22 protein-coding genes and 1 tRNA gene are annotated in these 21,459 nt (G+C 64.7%); 7 read left to right on the top strand and 16 right to left on the bottom strand.

Annotated features, from left to right (window positions below; all coding sequences use genetic code 11):
- Positions 1-15: 15 nt before the first annotated feature.
- The 9 genes from rsmD to mnmE form a co-directional block, all read right to left on the bottom strand.
- Positions 16-591 (bottom strand): 16S rRNA (guanine(966)-N(2))-methyltransferase RsmD, encoded by a 576-nt coding sequence (gene rsmD / locus LDL28_RS09625; protein ID WP_233058344.1) that lies wholly within the window; start codon positions 589-591, stop codon positions 16-18.
- Positions 591-1,367 carry a pseudouridine synthase gene (locus LDL28_RS09620; protein ID WP_233058343.1) on the bottom strand — a complete coding sequence of 259 codons (777 nt, stop codon included), beginning with the start codon at positions 1,365-1,367 and terminating at the stop codon, positions 591-593. The genes rsmD and LDL28_RS09620 overlap by 1 nt, the downstream gene beginning before the upstream one ends.
- Complete coding sequence (locus LDL28_RS09615; RefSeq protein ID WP_233058342.1) at positions 1,364-2,104, bottom strand: gamma-glutamyl-gamma-aminobutyrate hydrolase family protein; 741 nt, start codon at positions 2,102-2,104, stop codon at positions 1,364-1,366. The genes LDL28_RS09620 and LDL28_RS09615 overlap by 4 nt, the downstream gene beginning before the upstream one ends.
- 166 nt (positions 2,105-2,270) lie before the next feature.
- Positions 2,271-2,346: transfer RNA gene (locus LDL28_RS09610), tRNA-Lys, on the bottom strand.
- An 85-nt stretch (positions 2,347-2,431) separates the two neighbouring features.
- Positions 2,432-3,331 (bottom strand): ParB/RepB/Spo0J family partition protein, encoded by a 900-nt coding sequence (locus tag LDL28_RS09605; RefSeq protein WP_233058341.1) that lies wholly within the window; start codon positions 3,329-3,331, stop codon positions 2,432-2,434.
- Positions 3,331-4,155, bottom strand: coding sequence for a ParA family protein (locus LDL28_RS09600; RefSeq protein WP_233058340.1), 825 nt, complete (start codon positions 4,153-4,155; stop codon positions 3,331-3,333). The genes LDL28_RS09605 and LDL28_RS09600 overlap by 1 nt, the downstream gene beginning before the upstream one ends.
- On the bottom strand, positions 4,148-4,771 hold the full coding sequence (gene rsmG, locus LDL28_RS09595) for a 16S rRNA (guanine(527)-N(7))-methyltransferase RsmG (protein ID WP_233058339.1): 624 nt from the start codon (positions 4,769-4,771) through the stop codon (positions 4,148-4,150). Before rsmG ends, LDL28_RS09600 begins: the two co-directional genes overlap by 8 nt.
- Entirely contained in the window at positions 4,771-6,642 is a 1,872-nt protein-coding gene (gene mnmG / locus LDL28_RS09590) for a tRNA uridine-5-carboxymethylaminomethyl(34) synthesis enzyme MnmG (RefSeq protein ID WP_233058338.1), read from the bottom strand. Before mnmG ends, rsmG begins: the two co-directional genes overlap by 1 nt.
- Before the next feature lie 12 nt (positions 6,643-6,654).
- Positions 6,655-7,962: a tRNA uridine-5-carboxymethylaminomethyl(34) synthesis GTPase MnmE gene (mnmE, locus tag LDL28_RS09585; RefSeq protein ID WP_233058337.1), complete on the bottom strand. Its 1,308-nt coding sequence runs from the start codon at positions 7,960-7,962 to the stop codon at positions 6,655-6,657.
- Positions 7,963-8,062: 100 nt separating this feature from the next.
- On the opposite strand from mnmE, the gene LDL28_RS09580 reads away from it, so the two are divergent.
- Positions 8,063-8,515 carry a methylated-DNA--[protein]-cysteine S-methyltransferase gene (locus LDL28_RS09580; protein ID WP_233059257.1) on the top strand — a complete coding sequence of 151 codons (453 nt, stop codon included), beginning with the start codon at positions 8,063-8,065 and terminating at the stop codon, positions 8,513-8,515.
- 43 nt (positions 8,516-8,558) lie between these two features.
- Positions 8,559-9,530: a quinone oxidoreductase gene (locus LDL28_RS09575; RefSeq protein ID WP_233059256.1), complete on the top strand. Its 972-nt coding sequence runs from the start codon at positions 8,559-8,561 to the stop codon at positions 9,528-9,530.
- Between the two features lie 94 nt (positions 9,531-9,624).
- Here LDL28_RS09575 and rho read toward each other — a convergent pair whose 3' ends face one another.
- The gene (rho, locus tag LDL28_RS09570; protein ID WP_233058336.1) at positions 9,625-10,932 is read right to left on the bottom strand and encodes a transcription termination factor Rho; all 1,308 of its coding nucleotides are present in this window, start codon (positions 10,930-10,932) and stop codon (positions 9,625-9,627) included.
- 315 nt (positions 10,933-11,247) lie between these two features.
- The gene (locus LDL28_RS09565) at positions 11,248-12,210 is read right to left on the bottom strand and encodes a magnesium transporter CorA family protein (protein WP_233058335.1); all 963 of its coding nucleotides are present in this window, start codon (positions 12,208-12,210) and stop codon (positions 11,248-11,250) included.
- 197 nt (positions 12,211-12,407) lie between these two features.
- On the opposite strand from LDL28_RS09565, the gene trpB reads away from it, so the two are divergent.
- The 4 genes from trpB to LDL28_RS09545 all read left to right on the top strand — a co-directional run bounded on the left by trpB (position 12,408) and on the right by LDL28_RS09545 (position 16,735).
- On the top strand, positions 12,408-13,637 hold the full coding sequence (gene trpB / locus LDL28_RS09560) for a tryptophan synthase subunit beta (protein WP_233058334.1): 1,230 nt from the start codon (positions 12,408-12,410) through the stop codon (positions 13,635-13,637).
- Positions 13,634-14,458, top strand: coding sequence for a tryptophan synthase subunit alpha (trpA, locus tag LDL28_RS09555; RefSeq protein ID WP_233058333.1), 825 nt, complete (start codon positions 13,634-13,636; stop codon positions 14,456-14,458). The genes trpB and trpA overlap by 4 nt, the downstream gene beginning before the upstream one ends.
- 71 nt (positions 14,459-14,529) lie before the next feature.
- On the top strand, positions 14,530-15,396 hold the full coding sequence (accD, locus tag LDL28_RS09550; protein WP_233058332.1) for an acetyl-CoA carboxylase, carboxyltransferase subunit beta: 867 nt from the start codon (positions 14,530-14,532) through the stop codon (positions 15,394-15,396).
- Between the two features lie 19 nt (positions 15,397-15,415).
- A complete protein-coding gene (locus LDL28_RS09545; protein WP_233058331.1) occupies positions 15,416-16,735 on the top strand; it encodes a folylpolyglutamate synthase/dihydrofolate synthase family protein in 1,320 nt (439 codons plus the stop codon).
- A gap of 94 nt (positions 16,736-16,829) precedes the next feature.
- Here the strand turns inward: LDL28_RS09545 and LDL28_RS09540 are convergent, their stop codons facing one another.
- The 5 genes from LDL28_RS09540 to LDL28_RS09520 all read right to left on the bottom strand — a co-directional run bounded on the left by LDL28_RS09540 (position 16,830) and on the right by LDL28_RS09520 (position 20,254).
- Entirely contained in the window at positions 16,830-18,248 is a 1,419-nt protein-coding gene (locus LDL28_RS09540) for a sugar porter family MFS transporter (protein ID WP_233058330.1), read from the bottom strand.
- A gap of 123 nt (positions 18,249-18,371) precedes the next feature.
- A complete protein-coding gene (locus tag LDL28_RS09535) occupies positions 18,372-18,890 on the bottom strand; it encodes a hypothetical protein (RefSeq protein ID WP_233058329.1) in 519 nt (172 codons plus the stop codon).
- Positions 18,891-18,977: 87 nt separating this feature from the next.
- A complete protein-coding gene (locus LDL28_RS09530) occupies positions 18,978-19,475 on the bottom strand; it encodes a transcriptional repressor (protein WP_370636300.1) in 498 nt (165 codons plus the stop codon).
- Between the two features lie 60 nt (positions 19,476-19,535).
- Entirely contained in the window at positions 19,536-19,679 is a 144-nt protein-coding gene (locus tag LDL28_RS09525; RefSeq protein ID WP_233058328.1) for a hypothetical protein, read from the bottom strand.
- 83 nt (positions 19,680-19,762) lie between these two features.
- The gene (locus LDL28_RS09520; protein ID WP_233058327.1) at positions 19,763-20,254 is read right to left on the bottom strand and encodes a flavin reductase; all 492 of its coding nucleotides are present in this window, start codon (positions 20,252-20,254) and stop codon (positions 19,763-19,765) included.
- 124 nt (positions 20,255-20,378) lie between these two features.
- Here LDL28_RS09520 and LDL28_RS09515 point away from each other — a divergent pair, with 124 nt between their 5' ends.
- A complete protein-coding gene (locus tag LDL28_RS09515; protein WP_233058326.1) occupies positions 20,379-21,437 on the top strand; it encodes an enoyl-CoA hydratase/isomerase family protein in 1,059 nt (352 codons plus the stop codon).
- Positions 21,438-21,459: the final 22 nt, after the last annotated feature.

Below are 21,459 nucleotides of genomic sequence, written 5' to 3'. Positions count from 1 at the left end.
AAATACGGCAATGAATTATGTCACGCCGCCGGCTTCATGCCGCCAGCCGAACAGGCAGGCGGCTCCGTGCCGTCGTTCAAGCAACAGCCTGTCCGCCGCGACTGGCGCGGGCTCACCCGCTGCTGTTTCCACTATGATGAGCGTGGCCGCTCCCAGCCACCCGCCACGTTCCAGCACCGCCAGCGCACGGGCAGGCAGGTCGCGGTTATAGGGGGGATCCAGGAAAACCAGATCCATCGGCCCCGTGGGGCCGCAGGGCGGCAGGCGCAGCATGTCGGTCGCACGGATCACGGCACGCGCCTGCATGCCGCACGCGCCGACATTTTCGCGCAGGGCGCGCAATGCCTGTCGGTCCTGCTCGACAAACAGGGCGCCTGCCGCGCCCCGTGACAGGGCTTCCAGCCCCAGCGCGCCGGTTCCGGCGAAGCCGTCGAGCACGCGCGCCCCCCGGATCAGGTCCGCCCCCGCCCAGGGCGCATGGGCCAGTGTATCGAACAGCGCCTGACGCACCCGGTCCGCCGTGGGGCGGGTGGTCTGCCCCGGCGGGGCATGCAGGCTACGGCCCCGGCACTCTCCCGCGATAATGCGCATTACGCCGGGCGCTGGGTCTTGCCGCCCGCAAGGCCGGGTACCTGTTCACGGATGACCTTGCCGGTCACTTCCTCCAGTTCCCCGCGCGTCAGCGTACCGAGCTGGAACGGCCCGTAGGATGTGCGGATCAGGCGGCTGACATGCAGGTTCAGCCCGTGCATGACCTTGCGGATCTCACGGTTCTTGCCTTCACGCAGCGAGACGGTCAGCCACGCGTTGTCGCCCTTGCTCGAATCAAGATGCGCCTCGATCGGGCCATACCGCACGCCCTCGAACTCGCTCCCTTTGGCCAGTGACGCCAGCATGCGTTCATCCACCACGCCGAAAACACGCACGCGGTAACGGCGGATCCAGCCATTGCTGGGCAGTTCCAGCCTGCGGGCCAGTTCGCCATCATTGGTCAGCAGCAGCAATCCTTCGCTATTCAGGTCAAGGCGACCGACGCTGATGACCCGGGGCAGACCGGCTGGCAGGGAATCGAACACCGTGGGGCGGTCTTCAGGGTCGCGGTGGGTCGTGACCAGCCCGTCGGGCTTGTGGTAGCGCCACAGGCGCGTGCGATCCGGCGCGCTGACCACGTTACGGTCCACCTGCACGATGTCGCCCGTCTCCACAAACGTGGCGGGGTGGGTGATGATGGCGCCGTTCAGGCTGACCCTGCCCTCGGCGATCATGCGCTCGGCATCGCGCCGGCTCGCCACACCGGAGCGGGCCAGCCATTTGGCGATACGGTCGCCACGCCCGGATGCGGCGGGGGGGGAATGGTCCTGTGTCATGTTCCTGTCTGCCTCGCAGCGTCGATCAAGCCTTTGAACAGGAGATGGTCCCCTGCCGATATACCAAATTCCGGATGCCACTGCACGCCGATGCACAATGGATAACCGGGCAGTTCAATAGCCTCCACCACCCCGTCCGGCGCGGTCGCGCACACAACCGCCCGCCCTGGATGGGACACGGCCTGATGGTGCGCGGAATTGACCGCCTGCCTGCCCTGCCCCACCAGCCGGGCGAGATGGGTGCCCGCCACGATGTTCACCTCATGCCCGGCCTCGTTACGGGGGTTGGGCTGCTCATGCGCCAGGCCGGCGGGATAGGTGTCGGGAATATGCTGTACCAGTTGCCCGCCCAGAATGACCGCAAGCAGCTGCATCCCGCCACATATGCCCAGCACAGGAATCCCGCGCGCCATGGCGGCATGGACCAGGGCTGTTTCCGCCGCCGTGCGGCGTGGCTTTGTCTGGACGCTGGCGTGCCATTCCCCACCCCCGTAAAGATCGGGGGGCACGTCAAAGGCCCCACCCGTCACGACAAGCCCGTCGAGACGCGCGACCACCTGCCCCGCCAGCCCGGGTTCATGCCCCAGCGCCACCGGCAGGCCACCACTGGCGGCAATCATGTCCATATAGTTCTGGCGGATCGCGTACCATGGGTAGCGGGAGTAGCCGCCGGCTGACTGTTGTGCTGGCGGCTCACTGTCCAGCGTGACGCCTATCAGCGGAGGTGAGGCGTTCATCCGGCCTGCCGGGATGCATGTACAGCCGAAGGGAATGGATATGCCATGCCGCCCCTTTCCTGCCGCCTGACCAGAACCGTGCCGCAGGGAGGCCCTGTGGCCATGATACAAAAAATCCCCACCGGCAAAGCCTTGATGGGGACTTGAGTAATCTTATTGAACCCTATGGTGGGCGCACAAGGGCTCGAACCTTGGACCCGCTGATTAAGAGTCAGCTGCTCTACCAACTGAGCTATGCGCCCACAGGGTTACCCGATCGGGTGAGAGGGCTTCTAGCAGCCCATATCGCCCTATGGCAAGGGGGTTTTTTACACTTTTCGGAATTTTCTACTGCTGCAGCAGGCGCAGCAGGCCATCGAACTGTTCCAGGGAACGGTAATCGATCTTTATGCTGCCGCCTTTCCCATCAAAGGCAATCTGGACCCTGACCCCCAGCCGGGCCGTAAGTTCGCGTTCGAGCGATGCGATTTCGGGATTGCGGGCATTTTTTTCCGCCCTGTCCCGCGCATTCGCGGCCTTGCGTTCCTGCTGTCTGGCCAGGGCTTCCGTCTGGCGGACATTGAGCCCCTGCGCCAGCACGACCTTAAGCGCCGCCACGGGGTCGGCATGGGCCAGCAGGGCGCGGGCGTGCCCTGCCGACAGGCCACGATGACGCACGGCATCGCGCACCGGTGGCGGCAACTGCAACAGGCGGACCATGTTGGCCACGTGCGGGCGGGACTTGCCAATCGCGCTGGCCAGTTCATCCTGCGTCAGGTCATAATCATCCAGCAGGCGCTGGAGTCCTTCCGCCTCCTCAATCGCGTTGAGGTCGGCACGCTGGAGGTTTTCCACCAGTGCCGCGGCCATGGCGTCGCCATCATCCAGCGGACGGACATGGACAGGCACGTCATGCAGACCCGCAAGCTGGGAGGCCCGCCAGCGCCGCTCCCCCGCTATGATCTGGTAAATACCCGTGCGCTGGGGGTGTGGACGCACCAGAATGGGTTGCAGGATACCGCGCACCCGGATGGAACTGGCCAGTTCATCCAGTGCCGCGGGTTCCATCTGCTGGCGGGGCTGGAAAGGACCGGGTTCCAGCACGTCCACCGGCAGGCTGGCGATTATGTCCGGCCCCCTGCGCCCGTCCACCGCCGGGCTTGCAGGCAGCATGTTGACCTGTTCGCCCAGCAGGGCGGCCAGACCACGCCCGAGACGGGGACGGCCTGCGTCCTTTCTGGTTTTCATCAGCGGACCTTCCCTTTTACCGCCACCCCAAGGGCCAGACGTTCGGCCACCTCGGCCGCCAGCGCCTGATAGGCCTGACTGCCCGATGAGCGGTTGTCATAATTCATCACGGGCTGGCCGTGACTCTGCGCTTCGGAAATGCGGATATTGCGCGGGATCAGGGTGTCCATCACCTTGTCCCCGAAAAAACTGCGGGCATCGTCGGCCACCAGTTCCGAGAGGTTGTTGCGCCTGTCGTACATGGTCAGGACGATGCCTTCGAGTTTCAGCGCCGGGTTGAGCGACTGCCGCACACTGTTGACGGTACGCACCAGTTGGCTGATCCCCTCCAGCGCGAAGAACTCACACTGCAACGGCACAATGACCGAATGCGCGGCCACAAGGGCATTGAGCGTGAGCAGGCCGAGGCTAGGCGGGCAGTCAATCAGGACCACATCGTAATCCGCGCCAATCTGCGCCAGGGCATCGCGCAGGCGGTATTCACGCCGGTCGGCCATGACCAGTTCCAGCTCCGCCCCCGCCAGTTCCGTATCCGCCGCGATCAGCGACAGACCGGGCAGTTCACTGGCCTGCACCACGCCGGCGGCGCGCGCGCCGTCTTCCAGCATGGCATAGGTACCCGTGCTGCGGGCGTCATACCCCACGCCCAGGCCGGTCGAGGCATTGCCCTGCGGGTCCATGTCAACCAGCAGCACCTTCTGCCCCGATGCCGCCAGCGCGGCCGCGAGGTTGATGGCCGTGGTGGTCTTGCCGACACCGCCCTTCTGGTTGGCTAGCGCTATAACGCGGGGGGAGGAAGCTGGCGGAATTCCCGTCTCATTCATTATTGTGGTCTTTGACACGCCTGATATCGCTCAATTTTAGAATCACACCATCCGTATTTGTACGGCTTGGAATCCGGGTTGTTGCCATGTGCCAACCGGCACGGGCCGTCGTCAATTCCTCTTGCGCATTCCGTCCTTTCAGAAACAGGCAGAAACCATCGGGCTGCAGGAAGCGCGTGCCCCATTCCAGCAGGCGGGCCAGCGGCGCCAGCGCGCGGGCTGTCACCACCTGCGCGGGCGGCACATCCGCCACCTCCAGCCGTTGGGCGCACACTGTCACCGACACCCCGGCCACCCGTGCGGCTTCACGCAGGAAAGCGGCTTTCCGCTGGTCCGACTCAATCAGCGTCACCCGCGCATCCGTGGCGCATGCGATGACCAGACCGGGGAAGCCGCCCCCGGAACCCATATCGACCAGCGTCACCCCGCCAGCGGGAATCTGGCCAGCAAGCTGCAGGCTGTCGGCTATATGGCGTGACCATAGATGCGGCAGGTCATGCGGGGAGACAAGGTTGATGCGCTGGTTCCAGCGTTGCAGGATTTCGGCATAGCGGTCCAGCCGGTCACGTGTTTCACGTGAAACATCGGCCAGGACCGGCAGGCTGTCATTACCCATCAGGCCATCACCGGCTTGTGGCGCACATGCGCCAGCAGGGCCACCAGGGCGGAGGGTGTGATACCGGGAATACGCTGCGCAGCCGCGAAGGTGACGGGCCGCACCCGTGCCAGACGTTCCTGCATTTCCGCACTCAGCCCACCGATCTGGCTGTAATCCAGATCTGTTGGCAGGGTCATGCGCCCCTCCGTGGCAAGCTGGCGGATTTCACGCTCCTGGCGGAAAATATAGCCGCTATAGCGTGCCTCGGTCGCCAGATGCCGGGCGATGCGCGGGGGAAGTGCCGCAAACCATGGGGCGATCCGGCTTATGGTTTCTGGCGCGGCATCGGTTGCCAGCACATCCAGCAAAGAGCGCGCACGTCCGTCAGCCGAAACATGGACCCCTGCCTTGCGCAGAAGATCGGACGTATAAGTTTCATCACGCGCGCGGGCGGTGGCGGCGTCGATGGCGGTGCGATCGGCATGGAAACGCGCGGCGCGGGCCGAACCGATACATCCCCATTCCAGCCCGCGCGGGGTCAGGCGCAGATCCGCATTATCGGCCCGCAGGGTCAGGCGATATTCCGCCCGCGAGGTGAACATGCGATACGGTTCCGACACGCCCTGCGTGGTCAGGTCATCAATCATGACGCCGATATAGGCATCGCCCCGATCAAGTGTAACGCCCTGCGCGCCCCCGGCCTGCCGGGCGGCATTGAGACCGGCGACCAGCCCCTGCGCCGCAGCCTCCTCATACCCGGTGGTGCCGTTGACCTGCCCGGCAAGAAACAGGCCGGGCATGTTCTTCAGCTCCAGTGTGGGCGCGAGTTCGCGCGGGTCGATATAGTCATATTCCACCGCATAGCCCGGCCGCACGATCCGGCACCGCTCCAGCCCGGGAATGCTGTGCAGCATCTCGCGCTGCACGCTTTCAGGCAGGCTGGTGGAAATGCCGTTGGGATAGACCAGATCACCCTCCGGATTGCCGGGCAACCCTTCGGGCTCCAGAAAGATCTGGTGCGATTCACGCTGCGCGAAGCGCACCACCTTGTCCTCGATGGAGGGGCAATAACGTGGCCCCCGCCCCGAAATCGCACCCCCGTAAAGGGCGGAAAGCTGGAGATTTTCGCGAATGATGTCATGCGTGCGGGGCGTTGTCGCCGTAATGCGGCACGATACCATAGGGTTGGTGAGGGCATCCGTCATACGGCTGAACGGTTCGGGTACCGCATCCCCCTTGTCTTCGGGCAGGGAGTCCCAGTCAATGCTGTCGCGCGCGATGCGGGCCGGGGTACCTGTCTTGAGGCGCCCCATGCGCAGGCCGCATGCGGCCAGCCTCTCACCCAGCGCATTGGCGGGACGGTCCCCTATCCGCCCGGCAGGCTGGCTGTCATGACCGATATGGATCGTGCCCCGCAGGAAGGTGCCCGTGGCCAGCACCACGGCGCCGCAGGAATAGGCGCGCCCATCTTCACAGACCACGCCACAAACATGACCCTGCGTATCGACCCGCAAGTCGCCCGCGGCCCCCTCGACAATATCCAGCAAGGCGGTTTCCGCCAGCAGGTCCTGTATGGCCTGCCGGTAAAGCGTGCGGTCAGCCTGCGCGCGGGGGCCGTGCACGGCTGGCCCCTTGGAGCGGTTGAGCAGCTTGAAATGGATTCCGGCGCGATCGGCGGCACGCCCCATCAGCCCATCCAGCGCATCGACTTCGCGCACGAGATGCCCCTTGCCGATGCCCCCTATGGCCGGGTTGCACGACATGATCCCTATCGTCTCGCGCCGATGCGTCAGCAGCATCGTGCGCGCGCCGGTGCGCGCGGCCGCGGCGGCGGCCTCGCACCCCGCATGCCCTCCCCCGACGACAATCACATCATATGCGCGGTTCATCCTGCGCCTTTCCTACTTGCCAATACAGAACTGGCCAAACACGGTATCCAGAAGGGCCTCCACATCGACAGCGCCTGTCAGCCGCCCCAGCGCGCGCATGGCAAGCCGCATTTCTTCCCCACGCATTTCAGGCCAGTCCATATCGAGCGCGCGTCCGATATGATTCACCGTCTCCTCCAGGGCGGCACGGTGCCGCGCACGGGTGAAGGGGGCATTCGCCCGGCCAGCCGTCAGCGCCCGTGCGCGCGTGACCAGGGCATCCCTTAGCACATCCATGCCCGCATGGGTGAGTACACTCACACCAATGGCCCCCTCCGGTGCGCAATGCAGATCTATCTTGTTACAGACCAGCAGGCCATCCCCCTCCAGCCGTGGGGGCGCATGATCGCCGGCAAATACATGCACGACGCAATCCGCCTGTTTCACGTGAAACAATGAACGCCGCACACCCTCGGCCTCGATCTCATCATCGGTTTCGCGCAGGCCGGCGGTATCGACAAGCGTGACCGGCACATCCCCCAGCACGACCCGGGCCTCGATCGCATCGCGCGTCGTGCCCGCGCGGGCGGACACGATCGCCGCGTCCCGCCCGGCCAGGGCATTGAGCAGGCTGGACTTGCCAACATTTGGTTCGCCCACAATGGCGAAGACCAGCCCCCGGCGCAGCCGCTCGGCCCCTGCCCCTTCCGCCAGGCTGGCCTGCATTGTCGCGTGCAGTTCCCGCAATCCGTCAACCAGTCCCTGCTCGACCTCGGGGGGCAGTTCCTCATCGGGGAAGTCGATCAGGGCCTCCTGATGCGCCAGCAGCACCCGCAGCCGCTCCGCCCATTGCTGGTAAAGCCGGCTTTGCGCCCCATCGACCTGCGCCAGGGCCTGACGCCGCTGGGCCTCGGTCTCGGCATCAATCAGGTCGGCTATCCCTTCCGCCTGCATGAGATCCATCCGCCCATGGGCAAAAGCCCGGCGGCTGAACTCTCCCGGTTCCGCAGGGCGGGCCCCAAGGGCGACCAGCGCGTCGGCCACGGCATTGATGACGGCAGGCCCGGCATGCAGGTGCAGTTCCGCGCTGTCCTCGCCAGTATAGCTGTCCGGGCCGGGAAACCACAGCACCAGCGCCCGATCCAGCAGCACGGGCTCCGCCCCGTCGCGCCACCACAGGCCGCGAAGGGAGGCCCGACGTGGCGCGGGCAGACGCCCGCACAGGCTTTCCACAATCCTGCCGCTCCCTGCCCCGCTCAGCCGCATGACCGCGATGGCGGCGCGTGACAGGCCGCTGGCCAGGGCGAAAATGACCGGAGGATGCCCATCACTTTCCTGCATAAACATCTCCGTTACTGCCATCGTCATTTTGTCGGTTCCGGGAACGGCGTTATCCTTCACCTCTTTGTCCTGATCAAGGTGACTCATGCCACAACTTTCAATGCACTCGCCACTGGCGCCGCTTACGGTCTCGACTGAAGATGAGCGGATCGTGGCGCTCGACTGGGGCTGGGGGCGTGATCAGGAGCAGACCCCCGTGCTACTGGCCGCGCGCGCCTGGCTGGATGCTTATTTTGATGGCGCGACCGCACCTTGCGATCTCCCCCTCGCCCCCCATGGCAGTGAGGAACAGCTTGCCGCGTGGCGTTTCATGCTGACCATTCCCGTAGGCCATCAGGTCCACTGGAAAGAGGCGGCGGCGCAGGCCGGCATCGCGCCCGAAAGCATTGTCAGCGCCTGCGTGGAAAATCCCATTCCCATTCTCATTCCCTGCCACCGTATCGATTTCACCGACTGTCCCGATTATGACCCGGACACCTATCCCGGTGATGAAGGCGCGCGCGACCGGCTGTTCCTGCGCGATCTGGAGGCTCTTTCCACCACCACGCCCTGAACAGGGTAATCCGGTAACGCCCAAGGGAGGACAAGCCATGAATATGAATACCGTCATCCGCGTTCACGAATATGGCGGCCCCGATGTGCTCCGCACGGAAACGCTGCCTGTCCCCACCCCGGCCGCGGGCGAGATCGTGCTGCGACATGATGCGATCGGGGTCAATTTCATTGATACCTATTTCCGTAGCGGACTGTACAAATTCCCCTCCCTCCCCGCCATACCCGGCATGGAGGGGGCGGGCACCGTCACGGCGGTCGGTCCCGACGTGCATGATCTCAGCCCCGGCATGCGTGTGGCCTATGCCGGCGTACCGGGCGGCTACGCAACGTTCCGGACCATTGCCGCCGACAAGGTCGTCGCCCTGCCCGATGACATCCCGTCCGATACCGCCGCCGCCATCATGCTGCGGGGCATGAGTGTCCATATGCTGCTGCGCGAGGTCTATCGCGTGCAACCCGGTGACGACATACTGGTCTATGCGGCAGCGGGTGGCGTGGGGCTTCTCATGTGCCAGTGGGCGCAGCATCTGGGCGCGCATGTCATCGGTGTCGCCTCCACCGCGGAAAAAGCCCGGCTGGCGCAGGCCAATGGCGCCGCGCATGTCATTATCGGCACGGACCGCCTTACGGAACAGGTCAGGGAACTGACGGAGGGCCGGATGCTGCCCGTCGTTTATGACAGCATCGGCAAGGCCACGTTCGAAACCAGCCTGTCCTGTCTCGCGCCACGGGGGCTCATGGTCAGCTACGGCAATGCCTCGGGCCCCGTGACCGGCGTGGATGTGAGCACGCTGGCCAGCCATGGCAGCCTGTACCTCACCCGTCCGCTGCTCATGACCTACATCGCCAGACGCACCGCTCTGCTGCATGCGGCAAAAGAAGTTTTCGCCCTGATAAAAAAGGACGTACTCAAGCCGCATATCGGCCAGACCTTCGCCCTGCGCGATGCCGCACAGGCCCATATCGCGCTTGAATCCCGCAAGACCACGGGCAGCACCATCCTGCTGCCCTGAAACGGGCCGCGTCCGGTACAGGTACTTCCGGCAATAAAAAACCCCGACCTATAAAAGCCGGGGTTTTTCACGTTCGGGATTACGGATAATCCGTTCAGGTATTCATCGCGTCAAAGAAGTCATGGTTGGTCTTGCTGTATTTCAGCTTATCCAGCAGGAAGTCCATCGCATCCATGGTGCCCATGGGGGCAAGGATGCGGCGCAGCACCCACATCTTGGCCAGGTCAGCCCGGTCAACCAGCAGTTCTTCCTTGCGGGTACCACTCTTGGTGATGTCGATCGCGGGGAAGGTGCGCTTGTCGGCCAGTTTGCGGTCCAGGATCAGCTCCGAGTTGCCGGTGCCCTTGAACTCTTCAAAAATGACTTCATCCATACGGCTGCCGGTATCGATCAGCGCGGTCGCGATGATGGTCAGCGACCCGCCTTCCTCGATATTACGGGCGGCACCGAAAAAGCGCTTGGGACGCTGCAGCGCATTGGCGTCCACGCCACCTGTCAGCACCTTGCCCGATGATGGCACGACGGTGTTGTAGGCGCGGGCCAGACGCGTGATCGAGTCCAGCAGGATCACCACATCGCGCTTGTGCTCGACCAGGCGCTTGGCTTTTTCCAGCACCATTTCCGTCACCTGCACGTGCCGTGTGGCTGGCTCGTCAAAGGTGGAGGAAACCACTTCCCCGCGCACGGAACGCGCCATATCAGTCACTTCTTCCGGGCGCTCGTCAATCAGCAGCACGATCAGGAAGACTTCGGGATGGTTGGCGGCGATGGAGGAGGCAATGCTCTGCAGCATCACGGTCTTGCCGGTACGGGGCGGCGCCACGATCAGCGCGCGTTGGCCCATGCCGATGGGCGAGACCAGGTCGATCACACGCGAGGTGAAGTCGCGGTTCGGGGTCTTGCCCTTCCCCTTGCCATTGGCGGGCGGCTCGGCCCCGCCCACGGCGGAATTCTCGACTTCCATCTGCAACCGGCGTTCGGGGTACAGGGGGGTCAGGTTGTCGAAGTTGATCCGCTGGCGCACCGCCTCGGGCGGCTCGAAATTGATCGCATTGACCTTGAGCAGGGCGAAATACCGCTCACCATCACGCGGGGCCCGGATCTGGCCTTCCACCGTATCGCCGGTGCGCAGCCCGAAGCGGCGGACCTGGCTGGGTGAGATGTAGATATCATCCGGGCCGGGCAGGTAATTGGCCTCGGGCGAGCGAAGGAAGCCAAATCCATCGGACAGGATTTCAAGCGTACCGTCCCCATAGATGGCCTGGTCGTTATCAGCCAGGGTCTTGAGGATCGTGAACATCAACTCCTGCTTGCGAAGGGATGATGCGTTTTCAATATTCAGACTTTCAGCATAAGCCAGAAGGTCTGCTGGGGATTTGGCCTTGAGTTCGGCGAGTTGCATGCAGGATATGCCTATAAGTGGGCAGTTCACGGAGGGAAAAGTAAAGCCAGCAATCACGTTAACAAGGCGCGCGGGGCGCAAACCCTGACCATGTTCTTGCGAAACGGTTGATGCTGCTTGACTGATAAGGCGGGGAATCCAGACAGGTGCGAAGACCTTCCGGAACAGCGCCACCCTATGCCAATTCCGCCCCGACGTCAAGCCCAACCTGCGTCACGGCATGCCGCCGCGCGGCGGGGAGCGGTCATGAAACGCCCGGCCCGCCTGCCTCCCCGCGCTTTTCCGGCCCGCCGGTCGCGGCAAGGGCCGTGACCCCTATTTACCCAGCCACCCGCGCCGCCAGAACCAGATCAGGGGCAATATGACGGTCGCCGCCATAAGTATGAGTGAGTACCAGTAGCCGTATTTCCAGTTCAGTTCCGGTATGTCATGAAAATTCATGCCGTAGATGCCTGCCACCAGCGTGGGGGCCACGCCAATAAAGCTGACCACGGTCAGTATCTTCATGCCGTTATTCTGTTCGATGCTGATAAAGCCCAATGTCGCGTCCAGCAGGAACTGGACCTTGTTGGCGGTTTGCGACACGAAATCGTTCAATGAGCGGATATCGCGCTCCACCGTGCCCAGCCGCGCCTGAAGATGCTCGGACAGGTCATGGCGCTTGTTCTCACCCAGAAAGATGGAAATGCGCTCAAGCCCCAGCAGGCTGTCCCTGACCGATGAGCCCAGATCGCCCGACCGGCCCACCCGGCGCAGCATGTTGCGCAGCAGCGTGCCCGCCTGCGCCTGTCCCGGCTCCTCGGACTGGAACACGTCGCGCGACATGACATCGAGCGACTGCCCCAGATGTTCCAGAATATCCGCCAGACGGTCCACGATCGCCTCAAGCAGCAGGATCGCCGCCTCATTGGCGGTCAGGGCACCCTGGCCCGCCACCTGCCGGGCCACCACGTCAAACGCGCTGAAACCGGTAAAACGGATGGTCAGGATCCGCTCACGCATAAGCACGAACCCCACGGGGGAGACAAAAAAATCATCCGGTGTCTTGCGCACCAGCGGCGTGGAAAGATAGACGGCGTCATCTTCCATGAACAGGCGCGATGAACTCTCGATCTCGTCAAGCTGGGCACGGGTGGGAATACGCTGGCCCGTCACCTGCGCGGCAAGGGCTTCCTCATCCGCCGTGGGATTGAGCAGATCCAGCCAGGCGGCATCTGCCGCATCCTCCGCTGTGGTCACACTTCTGGCCGGAGCCCCGGGGCGGTGCGCTAGAAACATGAGCCGTCTTTCTTTCGTTCCTGATCCGTGTCCATCCATCATGCGGCAGCAAACATGTCAAATCATGACACGACGCGGCCCGCGCCGGGGGGCTGGTATTTTGCCGCCATCCGGTCCAGAACCGCCCTACACGCGGCCCGGGATGGCTGCATGAACATACCAGTGAGCCACGCACCTATTCTTGCGGAGTAGCGAAGTTGAGCGCAACAGATACACAGGCAGGCGCCAACAGCCTGCGCGGCGGCCCCGACAGCCGCGGCCGTTTTGGAATTTTTGGCGGTCGTTTCGTCGCGGAAACCCTGATGCCGCTGATCCTGGAACTGGACGCCGCCTACAGGGCGGCACGGGCGGATCCCGAATTCCGGCGCGAACTGGACTATTATCTCAAGGATTACGTCGGCCGTCCCAGCCCGTTATGGTTCGCGCGCCGCATGACCGAACAGCTTGGCGGCGCGAAAATCTACATGAAGCGCGAGGAGCTGAACCATACCGGCTCCCACAAGCTCAATAACGTCATGGGGCAGATCCTGCTGGCCCGCCGCATGGGCCGCACCCGCATCGTGGCCGAGACCGGCGCGGGCCAGCACGGTGTCGCCACCGCCACGGTCTGCGCGCTGTTCGGCATGAAATGCGCGATCTACATGGGTGCGACCGATGTGGAGCGTCAGAAGCCCAACGTCTTCCGCATGCGCCTGCTCGGGGCCGAGGTCGTGCCCGTCACCGCCGGGGCCGGCACGCTGAAGGATGCGATGAACGAAGCCATGCGCGACTGGGTCACCAACGTGCATGACACCTACTTCCTTGTCGGCACGGTGGCGGGGCCGCACCCCTACCCGCAGATGGTGCGTGATTTCCAGTCCGTGATCGGGGTGGAAACGAAGGAGCAGATCCTCGCCGCCGAAGGCCGCCTGCCCGATGCGATCGTGGCCGCGATCGGTGGCGGATCGAATGCAATGGGTATTTTCCATCCCTTCCTTGACGACCCCCAGGTGCGCCTGATCGGGGTGGAGGCCGCGGGGCTGGGGCTGGACAGCGGACGCACCGCCGCCTCCATCGAACGTGGCGCGCCCGGTGTCCTGCATGGCAACCGCACCTACCTGCTGCAGGACGCCGATGGCCAGGTGACCGAGGCCCACTCCATCAGCGCCGGGCTGGACTATCCCGGCGTGGGGCCGGAACACTCCTGGCTCAACGACATAGGCCGGGCGGAATATGTGGGTGCCACCGATCAGGAAGCGCTGGACGCCTTCCAGCTCTGCACCCGCACCGAAGGGATCATTCCCGCGCTGGAAAGCGCGCACGCCATCGCCTATGCCGCCAAAATCGCGCCCGACATGCCCAGGGATGCGATTGTGGTCATCAACATTTCCGGCCGGGGGGACAAGGACATCTTCACGGTTGCCGAACATCTGGGAGTGAAACTGTGAGCCGCATCGCCCGCCGCTTCGCCAGCCTGCGCCAGCAGGGCCGTGGCGCCCTGATCCCGTATGTCGAAGCCTGTGACCCGGATTACGACACCGCGCTCGCGATCCTGCGCGGCATGCCCGCCGCCGGCGCCGACCTGATCGAGGTGGGCGTGCCCTTTTCCGATCCGTCCGCCGATGGCCCGACCATACAGAAGGCGGCCCTGCGCGGGCTGAAGGCCGGGTCCAGCATGAAGCGCGTGCTGGAAATGGTCGCGGCCTTCCGCGCGGATGATGATGAAACCCCGATCATCCTCATGGGCTATACCAACCCCATCGGCGCTTACGGGCCGGAGCGCTTCTGCGCGGATGCGCGCAAGGCGGGCGTGGACGGGCTGATCGTGGTTGACCTGCCACCGGAGGAAGCCGATCTGCTCAGCGCCCCCGCCGCACAGGCGGGGCTGGACATCATCCGCCTTGTCGCCCCCACCACGCCCGATGACCGGCTGCCCGTGGTCTTCAACGGCGCATCGGGGTTCGTGTATTATGTCAGCATTACCGGCGTAACCGGCACGCGCACCGCCAGCACCGATGAACTGGCCCACGCCCTGCCGCGCCTGCGCCGGGCCACCGACCTGCCCATCGCCATCGGCTTTGGCATCCGCACACCCGAACTGGCGGCCGGCGCCGTGCGCGTGGCCGATGCCGCCGTCGTGGCCTCGGCCCTGCTCAACACGCTCGAGGGTACGCTGGATGACGCGGGGCAGGCCACCGACCAGACCGTGCCGCGCGTTCTGGCGCAGTTGCGCACGCTGGCCGATGCGGTGCACGCGGTACGGAAGTAAATGACAATCTGGCCCAATCATTCATCTGCCTGTATTGAACAGGCACCCAGACGAGACCAGGGAGAGGCAATATGAGCTGGCTGACCGAATATGTCCGCCCCAAGATCCGCGGCCTGCTCAAGCGGGAAGTGCCGGACAATCTGTGGACCAACTGCGAATCCTGCGAGCAGATGATCCTGACCAAGGACCTGCTCAAGGCCATGAACGTATGCCCGCATTGCGGCCACCACATGCGCGCCAGCGTGCCCGAACGGCTGGAATGGACGTTTGATAATGGGGAATACACCCGCATCGAACTGCCCAAGGCGCCGGTTGATCCCCTCTCCTTCCGCGACCGCAAGCGCTATACCGACCGCCTGAAGGATGAGCGCGCCAAATCCCATCTTGATGAATCCATGGCCGTGGCGCATGGGCGGATTGGCGGCCATAACGCGGTCGTGGCCGTCATGGCGTTCGAATTCATCGCGGGCACGATGGGGGCCGCACTGGGCGAAGCCTTCCTGGCCGCCGCCCGCCTGGCCATTCTCCAGCAGTCGCCGCTGGTCGTGTTCACCGCGTCGGGTGGCGCACGCATGCAGGAAGGCATGATCAGCCTCATGCAGATGCCCCGCACGACGGTCGCGGTGGAAATGCTCAAGGAAGCGGGGCTGCCCTATCTGGTGGTGCTGACCAATCCCACCACGGGCGGCGTCTCGGCGTCGTTTGCCATGCTGGGGGATGTCCAGATCGCAGAACCCAATGCCCTGATCGGCTTCGCGGGGCAGCGCGTGATCGAGGATACCGTGCGCGAGAAACTGCCCGAAGGCTTCCAGCGCGCGGAATACCTGCTCGAACACGGCATGCTGGACATGGTGATCGCACGTGGCGAACTGCCCGCGACACTGGGGCGGCTGATCGGTCAGCTCAACTACCGCCATATCGCCCGCCCCGCCGCCTGAACCAGCACAGGACACCCGCATGAGCGCGCCAACCCTCGGGCCTGAATTCGTCGGGCGGGCGGGGCAGATACTGGAACGGCTGAACCGCCTGTATCCGGCCCTGATCGACCTGTCGCTCACGCGGCTGGAAACGCTGCTGGCGCGCCTTGGCCACCCGGAGCGGCAGCTTCCGCCCGTGGTGCATGTGGCGGGCACCAATGGCAAGGGCAGCACATGCGCGCTCATGCGCGCCGTGGCCGAAGCGGCGGGCTGGCGCGTGCATGTCCTGACCTCTCCCCACCTCGTCCACGTGACCGAACGCTTCCGCATCGCGGGGGAACTGGTGAGCGAAAGCGAACTCACCGCCGTTCTGGAAGAAATAGAGCGGGTCAACGCGGGCGCGCCGATCACGGTGTTCGAAGTCCTGACGGCGGCGGGATTCGTCTTATGCGCGCGCCATCCGGCCGACCTCGCCATTGTGGAGGTCGGGCTGGGCGGGCGGCATGACGCCACCAACGTGCTGCAACGCCCGGCCGCCTGCGCGATCACCGCCATCTCGATGGATCATGAGTCTTTTCTGGGCGACACGCTCGCGGCCATCGCGGGTGAGAAGGCCGGGATCATGAAACCCCATGTACCCGTCACGACGGGCCACCAGCCCGCTGAAGTCATGGAGGTGCTGGAGCACACGGCGCGGGAAAACGCGGCCCCCCTGTGGCGGCGCGGGCATGAATGGTCCATCACCCCCACGCCCGACGGCGCGGGCCTGCAGTATCGCGACGCCCACGGCGCGCTCGACCTGCCCCTGCCCGGACTGGGCGGCGCGCACCAGATCGACAATGCCGGACTGGCCATAGCCACCCTGCGGGCCACGGGCCTGCCGCTGCCGCCACGGGCATGGTCCGGCATCGCACAGGCCTGCTGGCCCGCACGCATGCAGCGCCTGACCGGCCATCTGGCGGCGCTTCTTCCCGCCGGATGGGAACTGTGGCTCGACGGTGGCCATAACCCCGGCGCGGGCGATGTGCTGGCGCGGGTGATGGATGGATGGCCCGACCGCCCGATCCATCTTGTCATCGGCATGAAGCAGACCAAGGATGTCACCGGCTTCCTGGCCCCGCTCCTGCCGCGCGCGGCCTCCGTGCAGGCCGTGGCGGAGGAAGGCCAGCATCTGGCGCTGCCGGTGGCGGACATCATCGCGGCATCCGGCGGCAAGGCCACGGCCGGCCCCACATTACATGCGGCGCTGCTGCATCTGGCCGCGTGTAACCCTGCCACCCCGCCCGCGCGGGTAATCATATGCGGGAGCCTGTACCTGGCCGGGGTCGTACTCCGGCACGATGGCTGGCAGGCAAGCTGACTCCCTCCGCGCCGCAGGTAGGAGGCCATTTGAAAATAAAGGTTTCTGGGCGCCGCCTTTTTGAAAAAAGCTTCACCAAAAACTTCCTTATGATCTACCCTTCCTCACCCGGCAGGGGCCGCCCCTGCCCGATTTCACGCAGCGGCAGGCCTGCCATGAGCCGCCGTTCGATCCGTTCGAGCGACATGTCCCGTGTTTCCGGAATGAAGCGCCATGTCACCAGCACGAAGACCAGGTTGAACCCCGCGAACAGCCAGAAGGTGGGGCCATTGCCCAGCCATTGCAGCAGGGACAGGAAGCTTGCCCCCACGATCATGTTGGCGACCCAGTTGGTCAGCGTGGAAATGGAAATGCCAAGGTCACGCCCCTGCAGCGGCTGCACCTCCGAACACAGCACCCACATCAGCGGCCCGGCGGACATGGCGAACCCGGAAATATAGATCAGCAGCATGAACACGGAGATGATCTGCTCCGTCTGCCCCAGATCGGGATGGTTCAGCACCAGCCCGAGAAAACCCATGCCGATCGCCATGATGATGAAGCCGGTATACAGGATCGGCTTACGCCCCCAGCGATCCACCAGCCCCACGGCAATAAAGGTGGCCAGCATGTTCACCAGACCCACCATGGCCGTGCACCATAGCTGCGCGGGGCCGACATAACCCGCCAGCGCGAATATGCGCGGGGCGTAGTACATCACCACATTCACGCCCGCGAGCTGCTGCATGGCCTGTAGCGCAATGCCGAGGAAGATGGAGCGGCGGAAATTGGCGTTATGGCGCAGCAGGCTCCAGCCGCGCTGCTTCATCTGCAACTGGCGGCTGATATTCTGTATTTCCTGCATGGCGACGCTCCGGTCGTCGCGCAGGTCCTCAAGCACCTGGAGCGCCTCGCTACGGCGGCCGCGCATCATGAGCCAGCGCGGGCTGTAGGGCAGGAACAGCACGCCAATCAGGAACAGCACGCCCGGCACCGCCGCCACGGCGAACATGCCGCGCCAGTTGCCCGAGTAGCTGAACATCGTGTTGGTCAGGAAAGCGATGAAAATACCCGCCGTAATCATAAGCTGGTAGGTCGAGATCATGGCCCCGCGCGCCTGTTCGCTTGCAATCTCGGACAGGTAGAGCGGCGCGGTGAACGCCGCGACCCCGATCGCCAGCCCCATGACCACGCGCCCCACGATCATGGACGGAATCGACCACGCCAGCGCGCAGGCCAGCGACCCGCCGATGAACACCAGCGCACCGACCAGCAGCGCATGCTTGCGCCCGATCTGGTGCGACATCCACCCCCCGCATAACGAGCCCACGGCGGCCCCGCCCATCATGGCGCTGACGATCCATTCCTGCGCGATGGTGGAGGCATGGAAAGCCTTCGCCACCAGATCCAGCGCCCCGGATATGACCCCGATATCAAGCCCGGCCATAAGACCGGCCAGCGCCGCAAGGCAACCAATGACAAGAGTGCGCAGGCGGGCCGGATCGAACCCGGTGGCCTGAGGCTGATTTTCCATTAAGTCCGGTCCTTTTGATCTTTTTATTGCCGGTTTTAGAATCTATTTGAAAATAACTTATCTATAAAAACAATAAAAGTTTTTGGATGCCGCCTTTTGCAGAGTGTTCACCGGGCAGGCTTTTCAGGCGCCCCCTTCATGTTCCGGCCGGGCAATGCCGGTCAGCAGGTAGAACGGGACACCATACCGCCGTGTCCGGTCAGGGTCATTTTCCAGCAGGTCATCAATCATGAACCGCCTGACCCGGAAGATGACCGGCCTCTCCCCCGGTGCGCTGTCCGGCGGGCCATCCGGGCCAGGGGCATCGTGTTCCACCATGTCCGCCAGCCATGCGGCAACACCGGGGCGCTCCGTCAGCACCAGCGGCGCGCGCCGTGAAAACACGACCGTGCCACGGGCATGTATCGTATCCATCCCGTCCCGTGTTGTGACATGGTACAGGTAGCCATCCGGCCCCGCGCCCGCATGCAGGCTGCTTATGCTCACCATTCCCAGCCCCAGCGCGGCTATGTCGAGATAGGTCAGCACGCGCCGTGCTGGTGGTTGCGCCGCCGCGAACAGGTCCGACTGCCCGGCGGGCGAGGTGACGGGTGGGGGCGTTTCCCCCCTGGGGCGTGGTCGCGGGCGCGGGGCGCGGGCCATGGGCGCGAAAGGCAATTCCGTCCCCCTGCCTTTTCGCCGTTGCGCCATGCCCTGCCCCATCCAAGCCGGTAAACCCCGTCCGCCCGCTCAGGCGCAGGCGGCGCATATGCCTTCGGCCTCGACCGTGGTCTGCCTGACCGAAAAACCACGCGCCCGCGTGACCTCCAGCAATGCATGGAGAATATGGGGATCATCGAGTTCCGTCACGCGCCCGCACCGGGTGCAGATCAGGAATTGCGCCGCATGGACATGGCCGTGGCAGGCATGGCCCGATTCCAGCATATGGCGACAGCCCACAAAAGCGGAAAGACGTTCGATCTTGTGGACCAGCCCCTGTTCCAGCAGGAAATCCAGCGCCCGGTACACCGTGGGCGGGGCCACCGGCCTGCCCCGGCTGACACGGATCCGTTCCAGCAGTTCATAAGCCCCCAGCGGACGGTCCGCCGCCAGCACAAGGCCCAGCACCAGCCTGCGCATATCCGTCAGCCGCACCGCGCGTTTGTGGCAGAGGGCGGCGGCCTGATCGAGCAGCGCGTCCATCCCTTCGGACGGGCCGGTCGGGGCCATCTGGGTCGTGCGGGCCACTGCTGGTGCTCCTGTGTCCGGTCGCCAGCATGACCCATCCAGCCAGAAGCGGGCAGGGGGTCAGTCCGGCAGGTAATCCACCCACATGGCCATCAATACCACGAAAAGGGCAAGCCCGGCATGTATCCAGATCAGCCGGTGCAACGTCAAGACGGGAACCCTGCCCGCGTGCATGCGTTTCTTGTCCGGTGTCTTGCCCATCATTTTCCCGTCTTCCCGTCAGATTGGTCCGTCCCACCCCTGATGAAGCAGAAAACTGGATTTTTCCTTAACCGGGAACGGGCGGGTCATTCCTCCGTATGGGGCAGCATGTGGTAGGTGCGGTTGAAATAGACCAGCCCGCCACGCGCGCTGCCGCTGCGCACGCTTTCCACCGCGCCGAACATGACGCTGTGGGTGCCGACCTCGACAATGCGCTCGATGCGGCAGTCAAGCGACAGCACCGCCTCCTCCAGCACGGGCGCGCCCGTGGTCAGCGTATCCCAGTGGCCGGAACGGAAACGCTCCGCCTGTTCGAGGGAACTGGCGAACACGCCCGATATGTCCTTCTGCCCGGCCGCGAGCACATTGATGCACATGGCCGCATCCACCCGGAAACGGTCCCGCACGCGGGAATTGCGGTTGAGACAGACCAGGACGGTGGGCGGCGTATCCGTGACCGAACAGACGGCGGACGCCGTAAAACCCGCCGGGTCATCCAGTGTTCCGGTCGTAACAACATTTACCGCCGCGCCAAGGCGCGCCATGGCGTTACGAAAGGTAAGGGCGTCAACTCCCATGGTGATCGTGCCTCAGTCGCTGTTACATGCCAGTGGGTCCGCACGCAGCCGTGACGCCGGACGGTTGCCGGGGTAGCGCATTCTGCACCGGTTGAACACAGTAAACCGCACGAGGAACCACCGTATGAACCCTGAACTGATCCACATACGCCAGACCGGCAGGCTGGGGCGCATCACGCTGGACCGCCCCCGCGCGCTCAATGCCCTGAACATGGACATGATAACCCGCATAAGCGCCTGCCTGCATGCCTGGCGGCACGACCCGACCATCGAGACCGTGCTGCTGGACAGCACCAGCCCCAGGGCCTTCTGCGCCGGGGGCGACATCCGCGCCATCCGCGCCCGGCTGGAACATGGTGACTTCGCGGGGGCGATGGAACCGTTCCGCAGCAGCTACCGGCTGGCGTCCCTTCTGGCGGGGTATCCGAAGCCGGTCGTCTCCTTCATGGACGGGATCGCCATGGGGGGTGGCATCGGGCTGGGCGGGCATGTGCGCTACCGGATCGTGACCGAGCGCGCCTGCCTCGCCATGCCCGAAACCGCCATTGCCCTGACACCGGATGCGGGGGGGTCCTACCTTCTGTCGCGCGCGCCGGGCCTGAGCGGGCTGCGCCTGGGGCTGACCGGCGGCCGGATGGACGCCACCGCCGCCCTTGACGCCGGTTTTGCCGACCGGCAGGCCCATTCCGGCACGCTGGGCGAACTGGCCGACGCCCTGGCGCACCAGCCCGCGGTCCGGGTCATGGACAGCCTGCCCCCCTGTCCCGCCCTGCCCTGCGGGCCGGATACGGCCGCCATCGCGCCGGTCTATGGCGCGCCGGACATGCCCGAACTCCTGCGCAGGCTGCACGCCCATCCCGCCGACTGGGCGCGCGCGGATATGGCGGCCATGCGAAACGCCAGTCCCTTTTCGTTATGCGTCACCTTCGCCGCCTACCATGCGGCCCGCGCGCTGCCCGACCTGGACCGGGTGCTGGAGCAGGAATTCCGCCTGATCTGCCACCTGCAGCGCCGTCCCGACTTTGCCGAAGGCGTGCGCGCGCGCCTGATCGACAAGGACAACACCCCGCGCTGGACACCGGAGAGCATCGCCGCCGTCTCCACGCTGGACGTCGCGGCCTGCCTGCATGACCCGATAGCTTTTTCGCTTGACCTTCCGGTATGCGATCCCGAGTCCTGCTAATTTATTATCACACGTAAAGTAG

The organism is Komagataeibacter sp. FNDCR2 (assembly GCF_021295395.1).
Lineage (GTDB): Bacteria > Pseudomonadota > Alphaproteobacteria > Acetobacterales > Acetobacteraceae > Komagataeibacter.
The sequence above is the reverse complement of the archived record's forward strand: the minus strand, read 5'-3'. Positions and strand labels throughout refer to the sequence as shown.

What these genes read in the sequence shown, in the direction of transcription:
- LDL28_RS09615 (WP_233058342.1), bottom strand. Translation starts at nt 2,104, where the DNA reads ATGAACGCCTCACCTCCGCTGATAGGCGTCACGCTGGACAGTGAGCCG.
- rsmD (WP_233058344.1), bottom strand. Translation starts at nt 591, where the DNA reads ATGCGCATTATCGCGGGAGAGTGCCGGGGCCGTAGCCTGCATGCCCCG.
- LDL28_RS09620 (WP_233058343.1), bottom strand. Translation starts at nt 1,367, where the DNA reads ATGACACAGGACCATTCCCCCCCCGCCGCATCCGGGCGTGGCGACCGT.
- rho (WP_233058336.1), bottom strand. Translation starts at nt 10,932, where the DNA reads ATGCAACTCGCCGAACTCAAGGCCAAATCCCCAGCAGACCTTCTGGCT.
- LDL28_RS09575 (WP_233059256.1), top strand. Translation starts at nt 8,559, where the DNA reads ATGAATACCGTCATCCGCGTTCACGAATATGGCGGCCCCGATGTGCTC.
- LDL28_RS09580 (WP_233059257.1), top strand. Translation starts at nt 8,063, where the DNA reads ATGCACTCGCCACTGGCGCCGCTTACGGTCTCGACTGAAGATGAGCGG.
- mnmE (WP_233058337.1), bottom strand. Translation starts at nt 7,962, where the DNA reads ATGCAGGAAAGTGATGGGCATCCTCCGGTCATTTTCGCCCTGGCCAGC.
- LDL28_RS09600 (WP_233058340.1), bottom strand. Translation starts at nt 4,155, where the DNA reads ATGAATGAGACGGGAATTCCGCCAGCTTCCTCCCCCCGCGTTATAGCG.
- LDL28_RS09540 (WP_233058330.1), bottom strand. Translation starts at nt 18,248, where the DNA reads ATGGAAAATCAGCCTCAGGCCACCGGGTTCGATCCGGCCCGCCTGCGC.
- accD (WP_233058332.1), top strand. Translation starts at nt 14,530, where the DNA reads ATGAGCTGGCTGACCGAATATGTCCGCCCCAAGATCCGCGGCCTGCTC.
- mnmG (WP_233058338.1), bottom strand. Translation starts at nt 6,642, where the DNA reads ATGAACCGCGCATATGATGTGATTGTCGTCGGGGGAGGGCATGCGGGG.
- LDL28_RS09535 (WP_233058329.1), bottom strand. Translation starts at nt 18,890, where the DNA reads ATGGCCCGCGCCCCGCGCCCGCGACCACGCCCCAGGGGGGAAACGCCC.
- LDL28_RS09515 (WP_233058326.1), top strand. Translation starts at nt 20,379, where the DNA reads ATGAACCCTGAACTGATCCACATACGCCAGACCGGCAGGCTGGGGCGC.
- rsmG (WP_233058339.1), bottom strand. Translation starts at nt 4,771, where the DNA reads ATGGGTAATGACAGCCTGCCGGTCCTGGCCGATGTTTCACGTGAAACA.
- LDL28_RS09525 (WP_233058328.1), bottom strand. Translation starts at nt 19,679, where the DNA reads ATGATGGGCAAGACACCGGACAAGAAACGCATGCACGCGGGCAGGGTT.
- LDL28_RS09520 (WP_233058327.1), bottom strand. Translation starts at nt 20,254, where the DNA reads ATGGGAGTTGACGCCCTTACCTTTCGTAACGCCATGGCGCGCCTTGGC.
- LDL28_RS09605 (WP_233058341.1), bottom strand. Translation starts at nt 3,331, where the DNA reads ATGAAAACCAGAAAGGACGCAGGCCGTCCCCGTCTCGGGCGTGGTCTG.
- LDL28_RS09545 (WP_233058331.1), top strand. Translation starts at nt 15,416, where the DNA reads ATGAGCGCGCCAACCCTCGGGCCTGAATTCGTCGGGCGGGCGGGGCAG.
- LDL28_RS09565 (WP_233058335.1), bottom strand. Translation starts at nt 12,210, where the DNA reads ATGTTTCTAGCGCACCGCCCCGGGGCTCCGGCCAGAAGTGTGACCACA.